The organism is Streptomyces lateritius (genome assembly GCF_014649715.1).
Taxonomy (GTDB): domain Bacteria; phylum Actinomycetota; class Actinomycetes; order Streptomycetales; family Streptomycetaceae; genus Streptomyces; species Streptomyces lateritius.
Map to the genome: position 1 here is coordinate 66,982 of NZ_BMTO01000006.1, position 23,746 is coordinate 90,727.

The 23,746-nt window shown below is 71.0% G+C and carries 22 protein-coding genes and 1 pseudogene; 14 read left to right on the forward strand and 9 right to left on the reverse strand.

Going from position 1 to position 23,746, the window contains the following annotated elements:
• The 6 genes from IE136_RS35585 to IE136_RS13490 form a co-directional block, all read left to right on the forward strand.
• On the forward strand, positions 1–422 hold a 422-nt coding region (locus tag IE136_RS35585; RefSeq protein ID WP_229818828.1), incomplete at its 5' end, for a hypothetical protein.
• Between the two features lie 166 nt (positions 423–588).
• The gene (locus IE136_RS13470; RefSeq protein ID WP_158990353.1) at positions 589–1,263 is read left to right on the forward strand and encodes a spermidine synthase family protein; all 675 of its coding nucleotides are present in this window, start codon (positions 589–591) and stop codon (positions 1,261–1,263) included.
• A 59-nt stretch (positions 1,264–1,322) separates the two neighbouring features.
• Positions 1,323–2,060 (forward strand): response regulator transcription factor, encoded by a 738-nt coding sequence (locus tag IE136_RS13475; RefSeq protein WP_158990351.1) that lies wholly within the window; start codon positions 1,323–1,325, stop codon positions 2,058–2,060.
• Complete coding sequence (locus IE136_RS13480) at positions 2,057–3,196, forward strand: HAMP domain-containing sensor histidine kinase (RefSeq protein WP_506417208.1); 1,140 nt, start codon at positions 2,057–2,059, stop codon at positions 3,194–3,196. Before IE136_RS13475 ends, IE136_RS13480 begins: the two co-directional genes overlap by 4 nt.
• Before the next feature lie 280 nt (positions 3,197–3,476).
• Positions 3,477–7,307: a multifunctional oxoglutarate decarboxylase/oxoglutarate dehydrogenase thiamine pyrophosphate-binding subunit/dihydrolipoyllysine-residue succinyltransferase subunit gene (locus IE136_RS13485; RefSeq protein WP_158990347.1), complete on the forward strand. Its 3,831-nt coding sequence runs from the start codon at positions 3,477–3,479 to the stop codon at positions 7,305–7,307.
• Positions 7,308–7,640: 333 nt separating this feature from the next.
• The gene (locus IE136_RS13490) at positions 7,641–7,823 is read left to right on the forward strand and encodes a DUF6104 family protein (protein WP_037695221.1); all 183 of its coding nucleotides are present in this window, start codon (positions 7,641–7,643) and stop codon (positions 7,821–7,823) included.
• Between the two features lie 51 nt (positions 7,824–7,874).
• On the opposite strand, the gene IE136_RS13495 is transcribed toward IE136_RS13490, so the two are convergent.
• The gene (locus IE136_RS13495) at positions 7,875–8,732 is read right to left on the reverse strand and encodes a hypothetical protein (protein WP_158990345.1); all 858 of its coding nucleotides are present in this window, start codon (positions 8,730–8,732) and stop codon (positions 7,875–7,877) included.
• A 157-nt stretch (positions 8,733–8,889) separates the two neighbouring features.
• Here IE136_RS13495 and IE136_RS13500 point away from each other — a divergent pair, with 157 nt between their 5' ends.
• Together IE136_RS13500 and IE136_RS13505 are read left to right on the forward strand one after the other, a co-directional pair.
• Positions 8,890–9,792, forward strand: a complete 903-nt coding sequence (locus tag IE136_RS13500) for a DUF4097 family beta strand repeat-containing protein (protein WP_158990343.1) — start codon at positions 8,890–8,892, stop codon at positions 9,790–9,792.
• A 1-nt stretch (position 9,793) separates the two neighbouring features.
• On the forward strand, positions 9,794–10,687 hold the full coding sequence (locus tag IE136_RS13505) for a PadR family transcriptional regulator (RefSeq protein ID WP_189600456.1): 894 nt from the start codon (positions 9,794–9,796) through the stop codon (positions 10,685–10,687).
• 184 nt (positions 10,688–10,871) lie between these two features.
• Here IE136_RS13505 and IE136_RS13510 read toward each other — a convergent pair whose 3' ends face one another.
• The 3 genes from IE136_RS13510 to IE136_RS13520 all read right to left on the reverse strand — a co-directional run bounded on the left by IE136_RS13510 (position 10,872) and on the right by IE136_RS13520 (position 14,790).
• Positions 10,872–12,251, reverse strand: coding sequence for a cellulase family glycosylhydrolase (locus IE136_RS13510; protein WP_189600588.1), 1,380 nt, complete (start codon positions 12,249–12,251; stop codon positions 10,872–10,874).
• Positions 12,252–12,407: 156 nt separating this feature from the next.
• The gene (locus IE136_RS13515) at positions 12,408–13,373 is read right to left on the reverse strand and encodes a zinc-binding dehydrogenase (RefSeq protein ID WP_158990337.1); all 966 of its coding nucleotides are present in this window, start codon (positions 13,371–13,373) and stop codon (positions 12,408–12,410) included.
• A gap of 205 nt (positions 13,374–13,578) precedes the next feature.
• Entirely contained in the window at positions 13,579–14,790 is a 1,212-nt protein-coding gene (locus IE136_RS13520; RefSeq protein WP_158990335.1) for an NAD(P)-dependent malic enzyme, read from the reverse strand.
• Between the two features lie 535 nt (positions 14,791–15,325).
• Between IE136_RS13520 and IE136_RS13525 the strand changes: the two genes are divergently transcribed.
• From IE136_RS13525 to IE136_RS13535, 3 genes are read left to right on the forward strand one after another with little or no spacing between them, the layout of a single operon-like run.
• Positions 15,326–16,303: an ABC transporter substrate-binding protein gene (locus IE136_RS13525; RefSeq protein WP_158990333.1), complete on the forward strand. Its 978-nt coding sequence runs from the start codon at positions 15,326–15,328 to the stop codon at positions 16,301–16,303.
• 29 nt (positions 16,304–16,332) lie between these two features.
• Positions 16,333–17,277, forward strand: coding sequence for an amino acid ABC transporter permease (locus IE136_RS13530; RefSeq protein WP_158990331.1), 945 nt, complete (start codon positions 16,333–16,335; stop codon positions 17,275–17,277).
• Positions 17,274–18,035: an amino acid ABC transporter ATP-binding protein gene (locus IE136_RS13535; protein WP_158990329.1), complete on the forward strand. Its 762-nt coding sequence runs from the start codon at positions 17,274–17,276 to the stop codon at positions 18,033–18,035. Before IE136_RS13530 ends, IE136_RS13535 begins: the two co-directional genes overlap by 4 nt.
• 71 nt (positions 18,036–18,106) lie before the next feature.
• Here the strand turns inward: IE136_RS13535 and IE136_RS13540 are convergent, their stop codons facing one another.
• Positions 18,107–18,871, reverse strand: coding sequence for a class I SAM-dependent methyltransferase (locus tag IE136_RS13540; protein WP_189600457.1), 765 nt, complete (start codon positions 18,869–18,871; stop codon positions 18,107–18,109).
• 94 nt (positions 18,872–18,965) lie between these two features.
• On the opposite strand from IE136_RS13540, the gene IE136_RS13545 reads away from it, so the two are divergent.
• Positions 18,966–19,640, forward strand: coding sequence for a CGNR zinc finger domain-containing protein (locus IE136_RS13545; protein WP_229818829.1), 675 nt, complete (start codon positions 18,966–18,968; stop codon positions 19,638–19,640).
• A 17-nt stretch (positions 19,641–19,657) separates the two neighbouring features.
• Here the strand turns inward: IE136_RS13545 and sodX are convergent.
• A pseudogene (sodX, locus tag IE136_RS36415) lies at positions 19,658–19,942 on the reverse strand (nickel-type superoxide dismutase maturation protease); the annotation flags it as partial.
• 150 nt (positions 19,943–20,092) lie between these two features.
• Here sodX and sodN point away from each other — a divergent pair.
• Positions 20,093–20,488, forward strand: coding sequence for a superoxide dismutase, Ni (gene sodN / locus IE136_RS13555; protein WP_158990323.1), 396 nt, complete (start codon positions 20,093–20,095; stop codon positions 20,486–20,488).
• 88 nt (positions 20,489–20,576) lie between these two features.
• Here sodN and IE136_RS13560 read toward each other — a convergent pair whose 3' ends face one another.
• The gene (locus IE136_RS13560) at positions 20,577–21,047 is read right to left on the reverse strand and encodes a GNAT family N-acetyltransferase (RefSeq protein WP_373309059.1); all 471 of its coding nucleotides are present in this window, start codon (positions 21,045–21,047) and stop codon (positions 20,577–20,579) included.
• A complete protein-coding gene (locus IE136_RS13565) occupies positions 21,044–22,087 on the reverse strand; it encodes a LysR family transcriptional regulator (RefSeq protein WP_189600460.1) in 1,044 nt (347 codons plus the stop codon). Before IE136_RS13565 ends, IE136_RS13560 begins: the two co-directional genes overlap by 4 nt.
• Before the next feature lie 200 nt (positions 22,088–22,287).
• Here IE136_RS13565 and snpA point away from each other — a divergent pair, with 200 nt between their 5' ends.
• Positions 22,288–22,944 carry a snapalysin gene (snpA, locus tag IE136_RS13570; RefSeq protein ID WP_158990319.1) on the forward strand — a complete coding sequence of 219 codons (657 nt, stop codon included), beginning with the start codon at positions 22,288–22,290 and terminating at the stop codon, positions 22,942–22,944.
• Positions 22,945–23,307: 363 nt separating this feature from the next.
• On the opposite strand, the gene IE136_RS13575 is transcribed toward snpA, so the two are convergent.
• On the reverse strand, positions 23,308–23,727 hold the full coding sequence (locus IE136_RS13575) for a DUF6304 family protein (protein ID WP_158990317.1): 420 nt from the start codon (positions 23,725–23,727) through the stop codon (positions 23,308–23,310).
• Positions 23,728–23,746 lie beyond the last annotated feature (19 nt).

Below are 23,746 nucleotides of genomic sequence, written 5' to 3' on the forward strand. Positions count from 1 at the left end.
GCACGAGTCTGTACGCGCCGAGCGACGAGCTGGACCGGACGTCGGCCCTGCGCTGGCCGCTGCGGCGTGCGGCGCACGTCCTCGCCCTGACCGCCCTGGCCGGCGCCCTGCTCCGGCTCGCGGTACCGGGACATCCGGAGGCGTTCGGCGGGCCGGCGATCGTGCGCAACACGCTGGGCTCGGTGGGCGTCGCGGCCGCCGCGGCCGCGATCGTCGGCGCTCGGCTGAGCTGGCTGCCGGTGACGGTGTACCTCGGCTCGGTCTACCTGACGGCGCCGTCCGCGCCGGGGGGTGCGGCGGCCGTGTGGGCGTGGCCGATGCAGCCGGGCCCGCAGGTGTCCGCCTGGGCGGTGGCGGTGGGGGCGTTCGCCGCGGGCACGGCGCTCCTCGCGACCCGCGGCGCCCGCCCCGTACGCCAGTGAGCGCCGGGGCGCGGCGATTCCGGTACGCCACCCGGCACGCTCCGCCCGCGTCGTGCGTCTGCCGCCGTGACCAACTCCGTCTCGCCGGTATCGGTTTGTCCCCGCCCTCCCCTCCCGGCGAGGATGGCCGGGACCGTCCGCCGAGCCGAGACCGGAGTGAGTGAACATGCCGAACCCCGTCACCCTCGACCGCCGCGAGGGCCCGTACGGAGAAGTCGTCCTGCGCCGACGCGCGGAACACTTCGAGATCATCGCCAACGGAACGTTCCTCATGGACACCTCCGACGGGCGCTCCGAGCGGCTGCTGATCGACGTGGCGATGGGCGCCCTCCCCGCGGAGCGGGCGGACGGCGGCCCGTCCGTCCTGATCGGCGGGCTGGGCGTCGGATTCTCCCTCGCGCACGCCGCCGCGGACCCCCGCTGGAGCCGGATCGCGGTCGTCGAGCGCGAAGAGGCCATCATCGACTGGCACCGGGGCGGCCCCCTCGCGGCCATCTCCGGCCGCGCGCTCGCCGATCCGAGGTGCGTGATCCTGCACACGGATCTGGTCGAGTACGTCCGTACCTCGCCCGACACCTATGACGCCCTCTGCCTGGACATCGACAACGGACCCGACTGGACCGTCACCGAGGACAACCAAGGGCTGTACTCCGCCGAGGGGTTGGCGGCCTGCGCCGCCCGGCTGAACCCCGGCGGGATCCTCGCCGTCTGGTCCGCCCAGCCGTCCCCGGATTTCGAGGAGTCGTTGCGGAATGCCGGATTCAGCGGGGTACGGACGGAAGAGATCCCCGTTGCCCGGGGCGTCCCCGACGTGGTGCACCTCGGCGTCAGGCCTGCGTAGCCGGGACGCCGCCGGTGCCTCTAGGCTGCTGGCCGACATCAGCGATGCGAGGCGGGGCAATGGAGCAGACACACACCACTCACCACGGTGCGGCGGCCACTCCGGGCGCGCAGAGGCGGGTGCTGGTCGTCGAGGACGACACGACGATCGTGGATGCGATCTCCGCACGGCTGCGGGCGGAGGGTTTCCTCGTGCAGACGGCGACCGACGGTCCGGCCGCGGTGGACGCCGCCGAGGCGTGGCAGCCGGACCTGATGGTGCTCGATGTGATGCTGCCGGGATTCGACGGTCTGGAGGTGTGCCGCCGGGTCCAGGCCCAGCGGCCGGTTCCGGTCCTGATGCTCACGGCGCGTGACGACGAGACGGACATGCTGGTCGGGCTCGGCGTCGGCGCCGACGACTACATGACCAAGCCGTTCTCGATGCGGGAGCTGGCGGCGCGCGTGCACGTGCTGCTGCGCCGGGTGGAGCGGGCCGCGCTCGCGGCGGTGACCCCGCGCAGCGGGATACTGCGCCTTGGCGAACTGGAGATCGACCACGCGCAGCGCCGGGTACGAGTCCGGAGCGAGGACGTGCACCTGACGCCGACCGAGTTCGACCTGCTGGTCTGCCTGGCGAACACCCCGCGCGCGGTCCTCTCGCGCGAGCAGCTGCTCGCGGAGGTGTGGGACTGGGCGGACGCCTCCGGGACGCGGACGGTGGACAGCCACATCAAGGCGCTGCGCCGGAAGATCGGCGCGGAGCGGATCCGTACCGTCCACGGCGTCGGATACGCGCTGGAGACCCCGGCGCCGTGAGCCGGCGGGGGGCGCGCGCCGAACACCGCACCGAGCACCGCGGCGAGCAGCACCGCACCGAGCGGCGCCGGGCCGGGCGGCGCCTGGTGATCTCGATCAAGACGAAGCTGGGCGCGCTGGTCGTCGGGGCGGTTCTGCTGACCTCGTGCCTCGCGCTGGTGGCGATCCGGACCTCCACGGAGTTCCGCTACATCACGATCTTCGCGATGATCGCGACCCTGCTGATCACCCAATTCGTGGCGCAGTCGCTGACGGCGCCGCTGGACGAGATGAACACGGTCGCCGGGTCGATCTCGCGGGGTGACTTCAGCCGACGGGTGCGGGGCGCCGACCGGCGTGACGAGCTGGGCGACCTCGCCTCGACGATCAATCGCATGGCGGACGATCTGGAGGCCGTCGACCGGCACCGCAAGGAGCTGGTCGCCAACGTCTCGCACGAGCTGCGCACTCCGATCGCCGCGCTCCGCGCCGTTCTGGAGAACGTGGTCGACGGCGTCTCCGAGGCCGATCCGGAGACCATGCGGACGGCGCTGAAACAGACCGAGCGGCTGGGCAGGCTGGTGGAGACGCTGCTCGACCTGTCACGTCTTGACAACGGTGTCGTCACGCTGAGGGCACGCCGTTTCGAGGTCTGGCCGTATCTGTCCGGGGTGCTCAGGGAGGCCAATCTCGCCGCCTCCCAGCGCGGCCTCACCTCCAGCTCCGGCCTCCACAACCGTACGGACGTCCATCTGCACCTGGACGTCTCGCCGCCGGAACTGACCGCGCACGCGGACGCGGAGCGGCTCCACCAGGTGATGGCGAACCTGATCGACAACGCCGTGAAGCACTCTCCGCCCCACGGCCGGGTGACCGTACGGGCCCGGCGCGGGCCCTGGCGGGACTCGCTGGCGCTGGAGGTCGAGGACGAGGGCCCCGGCATCCCCGAGGCGCTGCGGCACACCGTCTTCGAGCGGTTCAACCGGGGACAGGTACCGGCCCAGGCGGGTCCGGGCAGCGACGGCGGTACGGGACTGGGGCTGGCGATCGCCCGCTGGGCGGTGGATCTGCACGGCGGGGAGATCGGAGTGGCCGAATCGTCACGCGGGTGCCGGATCCAGGTCACTCTTCCGGGCAGCCTCCCGGCGCGGGATTGACGTAGGGTCGAACCGGAAGGGCACGTTCTGCGTGTAGGTGATCAGGACGTGGACAGGAGATGGTCAGGGATGCGCCCGGGAACGGACTGCAGCCGCGCTCTCGCTTACCCGCGAGAGGGCAGAACCACGCTTGTTTCCCGCCATTCCCAGCCCCGAAACACTCCGTCAAGTGTGACTTGCACGACGTTGGAGTGCCCGGCCTGCACCTCTCGGCCAGGGAGGCGTAGCCTTTATTTCCGCTGTCCATCACCTTGTGAAGCGGAAGAGGGCGGTTACCGCCGTGTCGTCTCAGTCCCCCAGTAACTCGAGCATCTCCACCGACCAAGACGGGCAGGGTCAAAACCCTGCGACCGCCTTCGGCGCCAATGAGTGGCTCGTCGACGAGATCTACCAGCAGTACCTCCAGGACCCGAATTCGGTCGATCGTGCCTGGTGGGACTTCTTCGCCGACTACAAGCCCGGCTCGACGGAGGCTCCCGCCGCCGCGCCGCAGGTGAGCCCCGCACAGGCCGCACCTGCCGCTCCGGCCGCCCCCGCGCCGGCCGCTGCCCCGGCGCCCGCCGAGGCCGCCCCGGCCGCGGCTCCGGCCCAGGCCGCCGTACCGGCTCCCGCCGCCCCGGCGCCCGCGAAGCCCGCCGCCGCCGCTCCGGCCCCCGCCAAGGCGCCCGCGCCCGCCGCGAAGCCCGCTGCAAGCACCGGCTCCACCGGCGCCGCGCCCTCTGCTGCGGCCTCCGAGGCTCCCGCGGGCCCGGAGCTGATCACGCTGCGCGGCCCCGCCGCCGCCGTCGCGAAGAACATGAACGCCTCGCTGGAGGTGCCGACGGCCACGTCCGTCCGCGCCGTCCCGGTGAAGCTGCTCTTCGACAACCGGATCGTGATCAACAACCACCTCAAGCGCGCCCGGGGCGGGAAGATCTCCTTCACGCACCTCATCGGGTACGCGATGGTGCAGGCGATCAAGGCCATGCCGTCGATGAACTACTCCTTCGCGGAGAAGGACGGCAAGCCGACGCTGGTCAAGCCGGAGCACGTGAACTTCGGCCTCGCGATCGACCTGGTGAAGCCCAACGGCGACCGCCAGCTCGTCGTCGCCGGCATCAAGAAGGCCGAGACCCTGAACTTCTTCGAGTTCTGGCAGGCCTACGAGGACATCGTCAAGCGCGCCCGCGTCGGCAAGCTGACGATGGAGGACTTCACCGGCGTCACGGTCTCGCTGACCAACCCCGGCGGCCTCGGCACCGTCCACTCGGTGCCGCGTCTGATGCCCGGACAGTCGGTCATCATGGGCGTCGGCTCGATGGACTACCCGGCCGAGTTCCAGGGCACCTCCCAGGACACCCTGAACAAGCTGGGCATCTCCAAGGTCATGACCCTGACCTCGACCTACGACCACCGGGTCATCCAGGGTGCCGCCTCCGGCGAGTTCCTGCGCGTCGTCGCGAACTACCTCCTCGGCGAGGAGGGCTTCTACGACGAGATCTTCAAGTCGCTGCGGATCCCCTACGAGCCGGTCCGCTGGCTCAAGGACATCGACGCCTCGCACGACGACGACGTCACCAAGGCCGCCCGCGTCTTCGAGCTGATCCACTCCTACCGGGTCCGCGGCCACGTCATGGCCGACACCGACCCGCTGGAGTACCGCCAGCGCAAGCACCCCGACCTGGACATCACCGAGCACGGCCTCACCCTGTGGGACCTGGAGCGCGAGTTCGCGGTCGGCGGCTTCGCCGGCAAGTCGATGATGAAGCTCCGGGACATCCTCGGCGTGCTCCGCGACTCGTACTGCCGCACCACCGGCGTCGAGTTCATGCACATCCAGGACCCGAAGCAGCGCAAGTGGATCCAGGACCGCGTCGAGCGCTCGCACTCCAAGCCGGAGCGCGAGGAGCAGCTGCGGATCCTGCGCCGCCTGAACGCGGCCGAGGCGTTCGAGACCTTCCTGCAGACCAAGTACGTCGGCCAGAAGCGCTTCTCGCTGGAGGGCGGCGAGTCCGTCATCCCGCTGCTCGACGCGGTCATCGACTCCGCCGCCGAGTCCCGCCTGGACGAGGTCGTCATCGGCATGGCCCACCGCGGCCGTCTGAACGTCCTCGCCAACATCGTGGGCAAGTCGTACGCGCAGATCTTCCGCGAGTTCGAGGGCAACCTCGACCCGAAGTCGATGCACGGCTCCGGCGACGTGAAGTACCACCTGGGCGCCGAGGGCACCTTCACGGGCCTGGACGGCGAGCAGATCAAGGTCTCGCTCACCGCCAACCCCTCGCACCTGGAGGCGGTCGACCCGGTCCTGGAGGGTGTCGTCCGCGCCAAGCAGGACGTCATCAACAAGGGCGGCACGGACTTCACCGTCCTGCCGGTCGCCCTCCACGGTGACGCGGCCTTCGCGGGCCAGGGTGTCGTCGCCGAGACGCTGAACATGTCGCAGCTGCGCGGCTACCGCACCGGCGGCACGGTCCACATCGTCATCAACAACCAGGTCGGCTTCACCGCCGCCCCGGAGTCCTCGCGTTCCTCGATGTACGCGACCGACGTGGCCCGCATGATCGAGGCGCCGATCTTCCACGTGAACGGCGACGACCCGGAGGCCGTGGTCCGCGTCGCGCGGCTCGCCTTCGAGTTCCGCCAGACGTTCAACAAGGACGTCGTGATCGACCTCATCTGCTACCGCCGCCGCGGTCACAACGAGGGCGACAACCCGCAGTTCACCAACCCGCAGATGTACAACCTGATCGACAAGAAGCGTTCGGTGCGCAAGCTGTACACCGAGTCGCTGATCGGTCGCGGCGACATCACGCTGGAAGAGGCGGAGCAGGCGCTCCAGGACTTCCAGGGCCAGCTGGAGAAGGTCTTCGCGGAGGTCCGCGAGGCCACCTCCGCGCCGGCTCCGGCGCACAGCCCGGAACCGCAGCCCGAGTTCCCGGTCGCCGTCTCCACCGCGGTCTCCCAGGAGGTCGTGAAGCGGATCGCCGAGTCGCAGGTCAGCATCCCGGAGCGGGTCAAGGTCCACCCGCGTCTGATGCCGCAGATGCAGCGCCGCGCGGCCTCCATCGACGACGGCACGATCGACTGGGGCTTCGGCGAGACCCTCGCCATCGGCTCGCTCCTCATGGAGGGCACCACGGTCCGGCTGTCCGGCCAGGACTCCCGCCGCGGCACCTTCGGTCAGCGGCACGCGGTCCTGGTGGACCAGGAGACCGGCGAGGACTACACCCCGCTGCTCTACCTCGCCGAGGACCAGGCCCACTACAACGTCTACGACTCGCTGCTCAGCGAGTACGCGGCGATGGGCTTCGAGTACGGCTACTCGCTGGCCCGCCCGGACGCGCTGGTCATCTGGGAGGCCCAGTTCGGTGACTTCGTCAACGGCGCGCAGACCGTCGTCGACGAGTTCATCTCCTCGGCCGAGCAGAAGTGGGGCCAGACCTCCGGCGTCACGCTGCTCCTGCCGCACGGCTACGAGGGCCAGGGCCCGGACCACTCGTCCGCGCGCCCGGAGCGCTTCCTCCAGATGTGCGCCCAGGACAACATGACGGTCGCCATGCCGACCCTGCCGTCGAACTACTTCCACCTGCTGCGCTGGCAGGTCCACAACCCGCACCACAAGCCGCTCATCGTCTTCACCCCGAAGTCGATGCTGCGTCTGAAGGCGGCGGCGTCGAAGGCGGAGGAGTTCACCACCGGCGGATTCCGTCCGGTGATCGGCGACGAGTCGGTGAACGCGGCCGACGTCCGCAAGGTCGTCTTCTGCGCGGGCAAGGTCTACTACGACCTGGACGCCGAGCGTCAGAAGCGCGGTGTCACGGACACGGCGATCATCCGTCTGGAGCGCCTGTACCCGCTGCCGGGTGCCGAGCTCCAGGCCGAGATCGCCAAGTACCCGAACGCCGAGAAGTACCTGTGGGCGCAGGAGGAGCCGGCAAACCAGGGTGCCTGGCCGTTCATCGCGCTCAACCTGATCGACCACCTGGACCTGGCGGTCGGCGCCGACATCCCGCACGGTGAGCGCCTGCGCCGGATCTCGCGTCCGCACTCCTCGTCCCCCGCGGTCGGCTCGGCCAAGCGTCACCAGGCCGAGCAGCAGCAGCTGGTCAACGAGGTCTTCGACGCCTGACCCGCTGTTCCGGTACGTACGGAGGCCCGGCACCCCGAGAGGGGTGCCGGGCCTCCGGCGTGTCCGGTGCCGTTCGGGCGTTCAGGAGAGGGACAGCGGACGGCCGTCGCCCAGGACGTGGCGGGGCCCGCGCAACGTCTCGCGGCTGAGCTCGGCCGCCGGGACGGGGTCGCACCCCGGTATCGGCGCGGGCCCTGGTTCGTTCCAGGTCAGGGGGCGGAGACCGATGCCGTGCCGCCGCCGTCCGCGAGACGCCGATCACCTTGCCGGCCCGCGCCGACGGTTCGATGCCGAGGCTGAGGGGCGCGGGAGCCCACGGCCTATCCTGATCGCATGTACTTCACTGACCGTGGCATCGAGGAACTGGAGAAGCGGCGAGGCGAGGAGGAGGTCTCCTTCGAGTGGCTCGCCGAGCAACTGCGGACGTTCGTCGACCTCAACCCCGACTTCGAGGTGCCGGTCGAGCGCCTCGCGACCTGGCTGGCCCGTCTCGACGACGAGGACGAGGACGAGTAGGACCCCGGAGCCGGGAAGCCGGATCCCGGAGGGCTGGTCCGGGTCCGGGAGTCACGAGGAGAAGCGGCGGGGAATCGCTCCTGACTCCCTCGTGGGAAGGCCTCGCAGACGGTCGTAGGCGAGACCCAGCATCCCGTCCGCGACGAGCAGCGCCCCCGCCGTCGTCCAGCCGCCACTGCGGCGGGCGAGACCCCAGGCGAGCACCGGCAGTCCCGCCCCGAGCTGGGCCGCGCAGAGCAGCCGGGCCCTCGGCCCGACGAGGTACGGGCCGAGGCGGCCGCCCTCCACCGCGTCGAGTTCGGCCCGCACGGCATCGCGCCAGCCGGACCATTCGACCTCCTCGGCCCCTTGGGCGAGTGCGACGGAGCGGAGCCGGTCGGCGCTGTGGCCGGGGGTGAGCCCGGTCGGCAGCTCCAGGCCCACGCGGGCGAGGACGGCGGTGAGCCCGATGAGCCGGGTGTGGGCGTCGGCGTCCCTGTCCGGTTCCGTGAGCGGTTCCAGGGCCTGGACGTCCAGGACGGGGTCGAGGGCCAGGCGGGCCGCGAAGGTGCGCATGGCCTCGTCCTCGCCGACCGGGGTGCCGTCCGCGAGCCAGGTGTAGCCGACGGAACGACGAAAGCCGGCGGCGAGGATGAATCCGGCCCGGTCCCCGTCCCACCAGAGGGCGAGGACGGGCCAGGCGGCGGCGGAGACGGCGAGGGCGGTGGCCCAGCCGGTGACGACCCGTTCGACGGGTTCGCCGCCGTGGACCCAGGGCTTTCCCTCCGGGACGAGGACGCTCCAGTCGATGCCGGCCGGGGCGAGGAGGAGCTCTTCGCGCAGCAGCTGGGCCGGCGGGCGGACCGCCGCGGGCTCGGCACGGCAGAGCAGCAGCGCGCCGACGGGGCGCGATCCGGGTGTCGCGTTCATGGCTCATACGCTAGGCCAATTCATCCGTATAGCTGCCACTTCGGGCCGCCGCGCCGCGCGTGGCCGCACCGGGCGGGGTTGACTTCACCCCACCGCGATATATCGTGTCTCGTGTGAGACGCGATATGTTGCGTCCCCGATACGGGAGGTCAGCACGATGACAGAGTGGTCCGTGGCCGAGCCGAGGAAACTCTCGCTGACCGACCCTGTGACGCGGCTCCAGGTGCGTGTCGTCAACGGCACGGTGAACGTCGTGGGCACCGACGAGAGCTCCGTCCGGCTGGAGATCTCGGAGATCGAGGGCCCGCCCCTGATCGTGACGCAGGAGGGTTCGACCCTGACCGTCAGCTATGAGGACCTGCACTGGAAGGGTTTCCTCAAGTGGCTCGACCGCAAGGGCCTGCGCCGCCGGGCCGTCGTCTCCGTGGCCGTGCCGGCCGGCACGGACGTCGAGGTGGGCGTGATCGGCGCCGGCGCGGTGATCTCCGGCATCAAGGGCCGCACGGACGTCCGGGGGGTCACGGGTGACACCACCCTCGTCGGCCTCTCCGGGCCGGTCCGCGCCGAGAGCATCTCCGGCAGCCTGGAGGCCCAGTCCGTCACCGGCGCCCTGCGGGTCAACTCCGTCACCGGCGACGTCACGGTGATCGAGGGCGCGGGCGCCTCCGTGAAGGCCGACACCGTAAGCGGCGACATGGTCATCGACCTCGACCCCGCCGACCTGGAGGGGCCGCCCGCCGACATCCGGCTGAGCAGCGTCTCCGGCGAGGTCGCCATCCGGCTGCCGCACCCGGCGGACGCCCGGGTGGAGGCGAACACCACGAGCGGCTCCGTCTCCAACGCCTTCGACGACCTGCGGGTGGGAGGGCAGTGGGGCGCCAAGAGCATCACCGGCACACTCGGCGCCGGCCGGGGCACGCTCAGGGCGACCACGATCTCCGGCTCCCTCGCCCTGCTGCGCCGCCCGGACCCGGTCGACGAGTACGCCGACACCATCGAGACCGCCGAAGCGGACGGCGCCGCCGACACCGCCCCCTCCGCATCCGGAAAGGTGCTCTGACATGCCGCCCGTCTTCGCCCACGGCCGACTGCGCCTCTATCTGCTCAAGCTCCTCGACGAGGCCCCCCGCCACGGCTACGAAGTGATCCGCCTCCTGGAGGAGCGCTTCCAGGGGCTGTACGCACCCTCGGCGGGCACGGTCTATCCGCGCCTGGCCAAGCTGGAGGCGGAGGGCCTGGTCACCCACGCCACCGAGGGCGGCCGCAAGGTGTACTCGATCACCGACGCGGGCCGCGCCGAGCTCGCCGGGCGCGGCGGCGAACTGGCCGACCTGGAGCAGGAGATCCGCGAGTCGGTCTCCGAGCTGGCCGCCGAGATCCGCGACGACGTGCGCGGCGCCGCGGGCAAGCTGCGCAGCGAGATGCGCGCCGCGGCGAGCGAGACCCGGCGTGGCTCCTCCTCTTCGTCCTCCTTCACCGACGTCAAGGAGGAGCTGCGCCGCGCCAAGCAGGAGTGGCGTGAGCAGACCCGGCAGGCCCGCGCGGAGGCCCAGTCGGCGCGCCGCCAGGCCAAGGAGTTCCAGCGGATCGCCCAGCAGGTCCAGGAGCAGGTCCAGGACCGCTTCGCCCGCGGTGACTGGCCGTCAGGGGTCTGGGAGGGCATCTCGGACATCACGGCCCAGCTGGGCGGTCTGGTCACCGGCACGACGCACCCCAAGGCGAGTCGGCAGCCGGAGACGCCCGAGCAGGCCGCCTCGGAGTGGGCGAAGGACGCCGAGTCGACGGGCGACCCGGCCCGCGACCTGGACCGGCTCCTGGACCGCTTCCGCGACGACATCCGCGACGCGGCCCGCGACCACGGGGTGAGCGCGGAGCAACTGGCGGAGGCCCGCGGCCATCTGTCGACGGCCGCGGACCGGATCACCTCCCTGCTGCAGCCGCGCCGCAAGGTCTAGGTCGTGTCCGGAAGGTAGCGCCGTCCGCCCGCAGGGCAGGGCCCGCGGCGTCCGGTGCGTGCGATCGCAAGGCGAAGGGTCGCCCTCATACCGGGCGTACTCGGGTGATCACGACAACGCGGCAAGCGTGCGTGCCAGGCGTCACGGACCAGGCGGGACTTCACGGACACGGCTGAGGGGGGTGTCAGCCCCGGGTGACGGTGACCGTCACCCGGGCGGCCGGGGCCGCGAGGAGCGAGGCCCGGCCGGCCGCCTCGCGCACCACGACCGCCCCGCCGCCCGCCTCGACCGTCCAGGGCCCCGGCGGCAGGGACAACACCGTCCACCGGGAGCCGCGCCGCCCGGAGTCGTACTCCAGCCGGTAGACGCCGGCGTCGGGGTCGTAGGAGGAGGAGCGCACCGTGCCCGCGACCGCCTCCGCGTACGGCTGCGCGGTCAGCTCCTTGTTCGTACGGAAGGCTCCGGAGCCGTCCACCGCGCAGTACCCGCCTCCGTAGCACCAGACGTAGCCGGCCCATCCGGAGCCGTAGCGGCCGAGGGAGGCCATCGCGTCCCGGTAGAAGTGGTTCATGTTCGGCAGGGAGTTGTTGAGCGGCCCCCACTCCCCCACGACCATCGGGACCCCGTACTCCTTCGGGTACCGGGTCACGGCCCGCTCGTACGTCTCGATCCAGCCCGCCGCCGGGTCGTAGTCGGCGCCCGCCTCCATCGCCGTGTTGTAGAAGTGCGGGGCGTAGACCACCTTCGGGTCCTCGATCCGCCCGAGGCCCGTCGGCACGCCCTCGCCGACGATGGGGGTGGGCTCCACGAAGATCCAGGTGCCGGGGTCGACCGAACGGACCGCGTCCGCGAGGCGGTTGTACATCGGCGTCAGATGGTCGCGCTCGATCCGCCGTGCGGCGGTCGGCAGGTCCTCGCCCTCCCGCAGCTCGCCCATCGGCTCGTTGATCAGGTCGTAGCCGAGGACGGCGGGGTGGTGCTCGAAGCGGTCGGCGAGGACGCGCCACATCCGTTCCTGCGCCCGCCGGAGGTCCTCGTCCTCGTAGAGATGGGTGAAGGCGCGCTGCACGGCCGGCTCGAAGTACTCGGCGAACCAGTCGTCCGGGTGCGGGGTGAAGGGCAGCCCGTCGGTGCGGGTGGCCCAGGCGGGGACACCCCGATGGCCGAAAGCCGGCCCGAAGACGTCCTGGTGGGAGTCGAGCAGGACCTGGACGTCGTGCTTCTCGGCCCAGTCCAGGACGCGCTCGATCTTCCGCAGATAGGGCTGGCTGTACGCGCCCGGCCGCGGCTCCAGGTCGTCCCAGAAGACGAGCAGGCGGGCGAAGTTGAAGCCCTGGGCCCGCATGTCCCGGAAGTGCCGCTCGGTGACGGCGGCCAGCGCCTGCTCACCGCGGCCCGCCTTGTCCTCGACGTTCCAGCCACGCAGGGTCAGGGCGCGGCCGCGCTCGTCGGTGAGGACGGGGATGTCCGTGCCGCCGCCTCCGCCGCTGTCGGCGCGGGCGGCGGCCGTGGGGGTGAGCAGCGCGGCGAGAACGGCGCCCGCCGCGAGGGCGGTTCGCCACACGAGCGTGGCCCGGGACACCAGGGTGGTACGGGACACCAGGGTGGCTCGGGGCGCGAGGCTCGTTCGCCCCCCAGGGGATGTTCGTAACACGGGAAACCTCCGGCACGACGGTGTGTTCGCGGTGCCGGAGATCCCATCAGCTCATCTGACCGGCCATCAAGAGGCCGTGAGGACGATCTTCCCGAAAAGCTCGCCCGAGGCCATCTTCTCGAAGCCCTCGCGCGCGCGGTCCAGCGGCAGCACCTCGTCGATCACCGGCCGCACCCCCGTGGCCGCGCAGAAGGAGAGCAGGTCCTCCAGCTCGTCCTTCGAGCCCATCGTGGAGCCGACGACCTTCAGCTCCAGGAAGAAGATCCGGGTCAGCTCGGCGTGCGAGGGACGGTCGCCGCTGGTCGCGCCGGAGATGACGACGGTGCCGCCGGGCCGCAGCGACTTGACCGAGTGCGACCAGGTGGCCGCGCCGACGGTCTCGATGACCGCGTCCACCCGCCGCGGGAGACGGGCGCCCGGCTCGTACGCCTCCTCGGCGCCCAGCTCGACGGCGCGCTTGCGCTTGGCCTCGTCGCGGCTGGTGGCGTACACCCGCAGGCCCGCGGCCTTGCCGAGGGCGATCGCGGCGGTGGCGACACCGCCGCCCGCACCCTGCACGAGCACGGAGTCGCCGGGCCGCACCCCGGCGTTGGTGAAGAGCATGCGGTACGCGGTGAGCCAGGCGGTCGGGAGGCAGGCGGCCTCCTCGAAGGAGAGCTCCCTGGGCTTGGGCAGCACGTTCCACGAGGGGACGGTGACCCGCTCGGCGAAGGTGCCCTGGTAGCGCTCGGTCAGGATGGAGCGGGGCTCGTCCGGGCCGACGCCGTGGCCGGTCTGGCCGATGACGGAGTGCAGGACCACCTCGTTGCCGTGCTCGTCGATGCCGGCGGCGTCGCAGCCGAGGATCATCGGCAGCTTCTCCTCGGGCAGTCCGACCCCGCGCAGTGACCACAGATCGTGGTGGTTGAGGGAGGCGGCCTTGACGGTGACGGTCGTCCAGCCGGGTCGCGCCTCGGGCTCGGGACGTTCGCCGAGCTCGAGTCCGTTCAGGGGCTGGTCGCGGTCGATTCTGGCGGCGTAGGCAGCGAACATGCACGTGAGCCTAGGGTCCGGCGCCCGGGTGACGGAACCACACCGCACTGTGACGCACGTCCCCCCTTCTGGCGCTCGGTTCACCTCCGGGCGCCCTGTCGCGTCTGTCGACGGTCGGCCGTGCCCGGTCACGGGGCGCGGACACGGAGAAGGCCCCGTCCTCGGACGGGGCCTTTTCCCGGTGTACGTCGCGCGGACGGACACGTCAGCGTCGCGCCACGCCCTCCGCGCGGGCGGCGGCGGCCACCGCGGCCGCGACCGCCGGGGCGACCCGCTCGTCGAACGGCGACGGGATCACGCATGCGGCGGAGAGCTCGTCGGCGACCACGTCCGCGATCGCGTCGGCCGCGGCGATCTTCATGCCCTCGGTGATCCGGGAGGCCCTGACCTGAAGGGCGCCCGCGAAGATGCCGGGGAACGCGAGCACGTTGTTGATCTGGTTCGGGTAGTCCGAACGGCCGGTCGCCACGACGGCCGCGTACTTGTGCGCGACGTCGGGGTGGACCTCGGGGTTCGGGTTGGCCATGGCGAACACGAAGGCGTTCGGCGCCATCGAGGCGACCGCCGCCTCCGGGACCGTACCGCCGGAGACGCCGATGAAGACGTCCGCGCCGGCCAGGGCGGTCTCCAGGGAGCCGGTGAGGCCCGCCTTGTTGGTGATCTCCGCGAGCTCGCGCTTGACCGGGGTGAGGTCCTCACGGTCCACGCTGACGATGCCCTTGCGGTCCGCGACGGCCACGTCGCCGAGCCCCGCCTGAAGCAGGAACTTGGCGATGGCGACCCCGGCCGCGCCGGCGCCGGAGATGACTCCGCGCAGGTCACCGAGGGTCCGGCCGGTCAGCTTCGCCGCGTTGCGGAGCGCGGCGAGGGTGACGACAGCCGTGCCGTGCTGGTCGTCGTGGAAGACGGGGATGTCAAGGCGCTCCTGCAGCTTGCGCTCGATCTCGAAGCACCGCGGCGCCGAGATGTCCTCCAGGTTCACTCCGCCGAACGAGGGAGCGAGCCGGACGACGGTCTCCACGATCTCGTCGGCGTCGGTCGTGGCGAGCGCGATCGGCACCGCGTCCACGCCGCCGAACTGCTTGAAGAGGATCGCTTTCCCCTCCATGACCGGAAGCGAGGCCTCCGGGCCGATGTCGCCGAGTCCGAGCACGGCCGTTCCGTCGGTCACGACGGCGACGACCTGAGACTTCCAGGTGTAGTCGTGGACCAGTTCCGGCTGCTCGGCGATAGCGGTGCACACCTTGGCGACGCCGGGTGTGTACGCGAGGGACAGGTCGTCCCTGTCGCGGAGCGGCACCGTGGCCGAGATGGCCATCTTGCCGCCGCGGTGCAGGGCGAAAGCCGGATCGAAGGGCTCCTCCTGAGCCCCTTCCGTACCGCTTTCGCTGCGAGGATTGACGATCTCCGCTGCCATTGGGTTGACCCCTTAATTCTTCATTGCCTGAGGGTTGGCCTCTCCTGGTGAGGAGGGGTGGGCGGAACCCGCAGCCGCCGTGTCTGGCAGCCGCGCGGGCGCGCCGCACAACGCGCCCTGAGCCCCGGATGAGGGGTGTAAGGATCCTTCTTACCGGACGGAGGGCACCGCGGACGAGTCCATAACGGAGCGGTGATGCGACTCATACGGCCGTATCGGCGGCTTGCGCAGAGCAGGCGCGTCACCCCATGTCCGGACAAGCGGATCGGTACACCGGATCGTGGCCTTCGTGTCGTCCGAATGGCGAGATCAACCGGAGATTTTTCGGTTCCAGGGGGGTATCCCAGGAGAAGGTCCGGCCCTGATGTACCGGCCTGTCGCGATTCGGGGGTCACCCGTTACCCGATTTTGACATGCGTGGCCGTCCGTTTGAGGCAGTCCGAATGGCAAGATGCCGTAATCACACGAGGTCGCGACACCCGAAGGTGCGTGCGCGGCCTATGGCAACTCCCTCACACGCCGGAGGAACCCGACCATGACCGCACGCTCCACGCGCTGTACGACCGCCGCCAAGACCCGCACGTCCCGTCTTGCCGCGGTCGCCGCCATCGCGGTCGCCGGCTCCATGCTGCTGACCGCCTGCGGCGACCAGACCGAAGGCGGGAAGACGGAGGGCGGTACCCAGACCGGCGCCGCGTCGTCCAACGCCCCGCTCTTCTCGAAGCTGCCCGCCGAAATCCAGAAGGCCGGCGTCATCAAGGTCGGCACGGACGCCACGTACGCCCCGATGGAGTTCAAGCAGGGCGACAAGATCGTCGGTGTCGACCCCGACATCGCCGCGGCCCTCTCCAAGCAGCTCGGGGTGAAGTTCGAGTTCGCCAGCGGGACCTTCGACACCCTGCTCACCGCGCTGCCGACCGGTCGTACGGACATCGTGATGTCCTCGATGACCGACACCAAGGCCCGCCAGGAGGGTCTGGACGACAAGGGCAAGAAGGTCGGCACCGGCGTCGACTTCGTCGACTACTTCACAGCCTCCACCGGCATCCTGGTGAAGAAGGGCAACCCGGAGAACATCAAGTCCCTCGACGACCTGTGCGGCAAGAAGCTCGCCGTCCAGCGGGGCACGACGTACGAGCAGGCCGCCAAGGACCAGGCCGAGAAGTGCAAGAAGGACGGCAAGCCGGCCCTCACCTTCGAGTCCTTCCCGACCGACGCCGAGGCCCAGACCCGCGTGAAGGCGGGCGGCGCCGTCGCCGACCTGAACGACTCGCCGGTCGCCGCGTACATCGCGAAGACCGCGGGCGGCGGCAACGACTTCGAGGCCATCGCCAACAAGACGGACGCGGGCTTCTTCGGCATCGCCGTCGACAAGAAGGACACCCAGCTGCGCGACGCCATCAAGGAAGCGCTGGACGCGATCATCAAGGACGGCACCTACAAGGCAGCGCTGGACAAGTGGAACGCCGGTGACGGCGCCATCCCGGCGGCGAAGATCAACGGCGGCTCCTGACCCACGCGTACCACTGAAGGGCAGTCGCTGTGACTGACAAGCTCGACAAGGTTCCCGCCGGGGCGTCGCCCGCCCCGGCCGGAGTCCCGCCGGAGGCCATCAAGGCCATTCCGGTCCGCCACTACGGACGCTGGGTCGCCGGCGTCGTGGTGGTCGCCCTGCTGGCGCTCCTCGGATACGCCTTCTCCCAGGGCAACGTGCGCTGGGCGACCGTGCCGGAGAAGCTGTTCGACTCCACCATCCTGAGCGGTCTCTGGCACACCATCCTGATCAGCGTGGCCTCGATGGCCCTCGGCCTGGTGCTCGGCGTGCTGTTCGCCGTGATGCGCCTGTCGAAGAACCCGGTGACCAGTTCCGTCGCCTGGCTCTACATCTGGGTCTTCCGCGGCACGCCGGTCTATGTGCAGCTGCTGATCTGGTTCAGCCTCGCCCTGATCTTCCCGGTGTTCAACATCGGGTTCTACAAGGACGAGATGACCGATGTCATGACCCCCTTCCTGGCCGCCCTGCTGGGCCTCGGCCTGAACGAGGGCGCGTACATGGCGGAGATCGTCCGGGCCGGCATCCAGTCGGTCGACGAGGGCCAGACCGAGGCCTCGCACGCCCTGGGCATGAGCCAGGCCAAGACCATGCGGCGCGTGGTGCTCCCGCAGTCGATGCGTGTGATCATCCCGCCGACCGGCAACGAGTTCATCAACATGCTGAAGACCTCGTCCCTGGTCGTGGCCGTGCAGTACCCGGATCTGCTGCGCGCCGCGCAGGACATCGCCTCGACCTCGTTCGCGGTCATGGAGATGTTCTTCGTCGCCTCGATCTGGTACCTCATCCTGACCTCGGTGTTCAGCGTCGGTCAGTTCTACCTGGAGCGGCACTACGCCCGCGGCTCGCTGCGCTCGCTGCCGCCCACGCCGTGGCAGAAGATCAAATCGAACCTGCTGTCCCTGAGGTCCGACCAGAGCGGAGGTGCCGCATGACCCCCATGGTGAAGGCCGAGGGCGTCCACAAGTCCTACGGCGCCGCGCACATCCTCAAGGGCATCGACCTCGAGGTGAACAACGGCGAGGTGTTCTGCCTGATCGGCCCGTCCGGTTCCGGCAAGTCCACCTTCCTGCGGTGCATCAACCACCTGGAGAAGATCAACTCCGGTCGGCTCTACGTCGACGGCCAGCTGGTGGGCTACCGCCAGAAGGGCGACAAGCTCTACGAGCTGAAGGACAGTGAGGTCGCGGCCCAGCGCCGGGACATCGGCATGGTCTTCCAGCGCTTCAACCTGTTCCCGCACATGACGGCCCTGGGCAATGTCATGGAGGCGCCGATCCAGGTGAAGGGCGAGTCGAGGGCGGTGGCGCGCGAGCGGGCCGAGCGGCTGCTCGACCGGGTCGGCCTGGCCGACAAGGCCGGGAACTACCCCTCGCAGCTCTCCGGCGGCCAGCAGCAGCGTGTCGCCATCGCCCGCGCGCTGGCGATGGAGCCGAAGCTGATGCTCTTCGACGAGCCCACGTCGGCGCTGGACCCGGAGCTGGTCGGTGATGTCCTCGACGTCATGCGCGACCTCGCCGAGTCCGGCATGACGATGGTCGTCGTCACCCACGAGATGGGCTTCGCCCGCGAGGTGGGCGACTCCCTGGTGTTCATGGACGGCGGTGTGGTGGTCGAGTCGGGTCACCCGCGCGACGTCCTGGGCAACCCCCAGCACGACCGGACGAAGGCGTTCCTGTCCAAGGTGCTGTAGTGGCGCAGCGGTACGACGCGCAGGGGCGGTACGGGATTCCCGTACCGCCCCTGCCCGTGTGCTCGCGGCGGCTACTTCAGCGCGAGCAGCAGGGTGTCGGACGGCGAGGCCCAGACCGGGCGGACCTCGTCGAAACCGGCGGCGCGCAGGATCTCGGCGTGGCGGCGGGCGGAGGGCGTGTCGCCGTCGGCGTGTTCGCCGTAGATCTCGAAGCGGCGGGCGGTGGGCTCGGCGAGGACGGGGTCCTTGGCGGCCACCGCCCACCAGTCGGTCCAGTCGAGGACGCCGGCGGCCTTCTCCTGGTCCATGCGCGCGTGGCGCCGGGCGCGCTCGGCGGCGTTGATACGGGGCGTGGTCTCGTCGATCATGTGGTCGGCGTTCATGAGGACACCGCCGTCGCGGACGAGGCCGGCGAGCTGCCCGTAGAGGGTGGTGAGGGGTTCGGTGTGCAGCCAGTGCAGCGCGGTGGCGGTGAGCACGGCGTCGTACGAGGTGTGGGGGAGCGCGGTGACCCAGTCAGGGTCCTTGAGGTCGGCGGTCACGAAGGTGACGCGCTCCTCGCCGGCGAAGTACCCCTCGGCGATGGCGAGCAGGGCGGGGTCGAGGTCGACGCCGGTGCTGCGCGCTCCGGGGAACCTCTTGAGCAGCCTGTCCGTGATACTCCCTGTACCGCACGCCAGGTCCAGGACGCGGGGCTCCGGCCCCACCACGGCCTCGACCATGTCGAGCATCACGCGGAACCGCTCCTCGCGGTCCGGCATGTACCACTCCTGCTGACGGTCCCAGCTCCGCTGCCAGGCCGCCCAGTCGGTTCCGGTCGTCGCCGTGTCCGTCATCTCCGTACCTTCCCCTCTTCGTAATACCCTCGGAGGGGAGCCATCGCTTACCCCTCCCTCACGAGACCCTAGACCGCCGGAGTAAGGACTACAAGTGGAACTGGCCTATTACTCGGATTACGCCGTGCGTCTGGTCAACACCGAGGAGCCGGCCCGTAACAAGGACTCCCTGACCTCGGTCGAGGCGGTCCGCGAGCTTTTCGGCGCGGCCTCGCAGATGGCCCGGCGCGTCACGGACGCCGACGTCACGCGCTTCCGCTCGGTCCGCGCCCGGCTGCGGGCGGTCTTCACCGCGGCGGACGAGGGGGACCACACCCACGCCGTGGACCTGCTGAACTCGCTGCTCCTGGAGTTCCCGGTCAGCCCGCAGATCTCGGGGCACGACCACCTGGACGACGAGGGCCGCCCGCGCTGGCACATGCACCTGGCCGACCACCCCTCGAACGCGACCGCGGGCTACGCGGCCATCGCGGCGATGGGGCTCGCCTTCCACCTCACGGAGTTCGGCGCCGACCGGCTCGGCCTGTGCCAGGCGGCGCCGTGCCGCAACGCCTACCTCGACACCTCGACGAACCGCTCCCGCCGCTACTGCTCGGACCGCTGCGCGACCCGCGCCAACGTGGCCGCCTACCGGGCCCGCAAGCGCCTTGAGGCCGAACGGAGCGACCGGGAGGGCCTGGAGGACGACCACACGGGCCTGACGGCCGAGAACAGCCAGGAGAGCACCACCAGCGGCGAGCGCCGGCGGCCGGGCGTCACGGGCCGGTAGCGCGCCCGTACGCGGCCGAGGACCAGCTCCGGAGGCACGGCGCCGAAGACCCGGCTGTCGCCCTCGGTGTCGGGGTTGTCGCCGAGCACCCACCAGCCGGCGCCCTGTCGCTCGATCAGCCGCTTGACGATGAGCAGGTCCTGCTGAAGCGGATGCCGCAGCACCGCCACGCTCCCCGGGCGCAGCCGTCCGCCGTAGTGCACGAGCAGCTGGTCGCCGTGGAGCAGCGTGGGCACCATGGACACCCCCGTCACCTCGGCGATCCCGAACAGAGGCCCGGACCCCCGCCCCGTTTCCGTCATCCGGCACCTCCCGGTCCGATCGTCCACTCCTCCACGAGTCCCATGGTGACCCTGGACTTTTGTCCTAAGCCCCAGGGGGCGCTCGCGAAAACAGGCTTCTCGGGGAGTAATCTCCCACCTGAGAAGACGATCACGAGGAAGGACAGCTGAATGCTTTCCCGCCTGTTTGCCCCCAAGGTGAAGGTCAGCGCCCACTGCGACCTCCCCTGCGGTGTCTACGACCCGGCCCAGGCCCGGATCGAGGCCGAGTCGGTCAAGGCCGTCCAGGAGAAGTACCAGGCCAACGAGGACGCGCACTTCCGCGCGCGTGCCACGGTCATCAAGGAGCAGCGCGCCGAGCTCGCCAAGCACCACGTCTCGGTGCTGTGGAGCGACTACTTCAAGCCCCCGCACTTCGAGAAGTACCCCGAGCTGCACACGCTGATCAACGACACCCTGAAGGCCCTGTCGGCCGCCAAGGCGTCGACGGACCCGAAGACGGGCGAGAAGGCGCTGGAACTCATCGCCGAGATCGACCGCATCTTCTGGGAGACGAAGAAGGCCTGACCTTCCTCCCTCCCGCACCGCCCGAAGGGGCCCGACCGGTGATCCCGGCCGGGCGCCTTCGGCGTGGGGCACGCTCAGGTCCGGAGCGTCAGCCGGCGTCGCCCACCGGCAGGGAGTAGCGGAGCTTCTGCTTCGAGGCGGCGCCCAGGCGGTCGTAGAAGCGGATCGCTCCCTCGTTCCAGGCCGGGGTCTGCCATTGGATCTCGGGGAGGTCCAGGGCGCGGGCCTCGGCGCGCAGCGCCGTCATGAAGAGAGGGCCGAGGCCCAGGCCGCGCTGTGCCGCGGAGAGGTAGAGGCAGTCCATGTGCAGGTACTCCGCCGCGTCCCAGGTGGAGAATTCGGGGGCGCAGGTGGCGTAGCCGACGAGGCTGCCGTCGGGGAGTTCGGCGACCAGGCAGCGCAGGCGGGACGGTTCGGGGCCGAACAGCAGGCGGGACAGGCGGTCCGCGAGGCCCGGCGCCGGCGGGGCGGCCTTCTCGTAGGCGGCGTGTTCGGCGGCCAGTTCCGCCACCCGCTCCATGTCGCCGGGCAGCGCGTGGCGCACGCGTGCGGCGCTCACCGCGGCTCTCCCCCGGCGCCGTCCGCCGCCCATGCCCGTACGCACTCCTCCGCCATGAGCGGCGCCACGTCCACAAGATCCGTCATGCCCGTCATCATGCCCGGCCCCACCGACAAGCCGTGCAGCCGGATCCACTGCCGGTACGGCGCCGCCCGCAGCGCCGCCTCCCGGTACGCCGCCGCCAGATCGGCGTACAGCGGATCAAGCGGGGCCCCACGGCGGGCGTACAGCAGCAGGCGTACCGCCAGCGGGTCGTCCCGCAGCGGGCGGATCGCCATGTCCTCGCGCGGGCCGGAGGTCGGCTGACAGGGCGCCACGGCCTCGCCGAGGACGATCAGGGAGGCCGCCGTGTGGTAGTCCCCGTGCAGGAGCGGCGGGTCGATGCCCGCCTCGCGCAGGACGCGCCGCAGCCCGTCCCACTCGCCGTCCACCGTCGGGTCCACCATCCAGCGGTCCTCGGCGAGGTCGGTGAGCTCCACCACGGGCCGTCCGGCGGCTGGGTGGTCCCGGGCCATCGAGACGAACTGAGGCTCCCGCTCGACCAGGACCCGCTCCTGGAGCCCCTCGGGCACCCGCAGCGGACACCCCTCCACCTCGTGGACGAAGGCCACGTCCAGCTGGCCGGACGCGACCGACCGCAGCAGCGCGTTGGCGGAGACGTCCATGTGGAGCGCGATGTCCGTGCCGGGGCGCCCCTGGCGCAGCCGGCGCAGCCAGCCCGGCAGGGCCCGGCTCGCGGTCGAACCCACCCGCAGCAGCGGCCCGTCGACGCGCGCGGCCGCGGCCCTGGTCTCGGTGATCAGCGTCGCCATCTGGTCCACCAGCGGCCGTGCCCTGCTGAGGACCGAACGGCCCAGCGGGGTGGGACGGCAGCCGGTGCGGCCGCGCGCGAAGAGCTCGGCGCCGAGGGCGTTCTCGATCCGGCGCAGCTGGGTCGTCAACGAAGGCTGGCTCACGCCGAGTTGACGTGCCGCCTTGTGCAGACTGCCCGTGTCCGCGATGGCGCAGAGCGCCCGCAGATGCCTCACCTCCAGCTCCATGCCCCGAGGGTAGGACGGCACCCCGGGCCGCACCAGACACTCGCGTCCCACCAATCCGCTTGCCTGCACGCGCAGTTGGAAGGAGCGGCGACAGGATTCCCAGGCCGTGGTGATGCTCTCGCGCTATCGCCTGCTGCCATCATCCGCCGCGGCCCCGGCTCCCCCGACACTCTCTCCAACCCATCAGGAGGAGCCCCCCCATGAGACACCCCAAGGTCCTCACCGCCTCGCTCGCCGCCACCCTCGGCCTCGGCCTCGCCACCGCGCTCGGAGCCGCGCCCACCGCCTCGGCCGCCCCCACCCCCGCGGCCGCGGCGCCCTCCGGTTACGCGGCCTACGCCGGGTCCGCCGAAGAGGCCAAGGCCAACAAGGCGTTCTTCGAAGCCGTCGTGAAGTCCGTGGCCGAGAAGCGGGCCGCCAACCCCGGCGCGGCCGCCGTCACCGTCGTCTACAGCGCCGCCAACGCCCCCACGTTCCGCACCCAGATCGCCCGGAGCACCCAGATATGGAACAGCTCCGTGGTCAACGTGCGGCTGGTGGAGGGCAGCAACCCCGACTTCCGCTACTACGAGGGCAACGACTCCCGCGGTTCGTACGCCTCCACCGACGGTCACGGCCGCGGCTACATCTTCCTCGACTACCGCCAGAACCAGCAGTACAACTCCACCCGCGTCACCGCCCACGAGACCGGGCACGTCCTCGGCCTCCCGGACCACTACTCCGGCCCGTGCAGTGAGCTGATGTCCGGGGGCGGCCCGGGCACCTCCTGCCAGAACGCCCAGCCGAACTCCCAGGAGCGGGCCCGCGTCGACCAGCTGTGGCGCTACGGCCTGGCGTCGGCGTTCAAGACCTCCTGAGGCCCTCGCCCCCTGAGGCCTGCGGACATCGCGGAGAGCTGAACCCTCCGGGTCCGGACGCCCCTGGTCCCACGGCTCGTTGCGTGGATGCCGAGGGCACGGACCCCGGACCCGGAGGCGCTCCATGACCGCCGAGCACGAACACACCCTGCACGAGGCCGTGGGCGGGCCGGACGCGCTGCGCCGGCTCTCCGGCACGTTCCACGGAGCGGTCCTGACTTCGGCTGGGGAACCCGATCGCCAAGGACGTCTCGGCCTCGGAACCGGGCACGGACCTGGGCGAGCCGGGCCCCGCTCCGCGCTGGGGGGAGTGGGACGGGCTCGCCTGATCTCGTGATGTCGCCGCCCGGCGGGGCGAGTCGGTCAGGCGGTCTGGAGCAGCCGGCGGCCGAACTCGGCCCCCGACGGCAACTGGCGCCTGACCCGCTCCAGGGCCTCGTCGAAGCCGCCCCCGGCGATGCCCGACGCGAAGGCCGCGCCGGCGTAGTGAAGCGTGAGGCTCAGGTCCGCACGCTCACCGAGGGTCAGCAGGCAGCTGAGCGTGGCCTGCTCGGTCGCGCCGCCCATGACGACGGGGAGCGGCAGGTCCCACTCCAGCACGCAGCCGGTGAGGGTCTCGCCGCCCTCTCCCGCCGCGCACAGGGCGGCGAAGGTCTCGCCCGTGTACTCGATTCCCCTGATGCGGGTGGACACCCGGCTCCCGCCCGCCGTGATCACGATCGCTTCCGCGCCACTGCGATCCCGGTACCAGCCGGTCCAGACTTCCGTCGACTCCGATGACATGCGCGGACTGTAGCGGTCT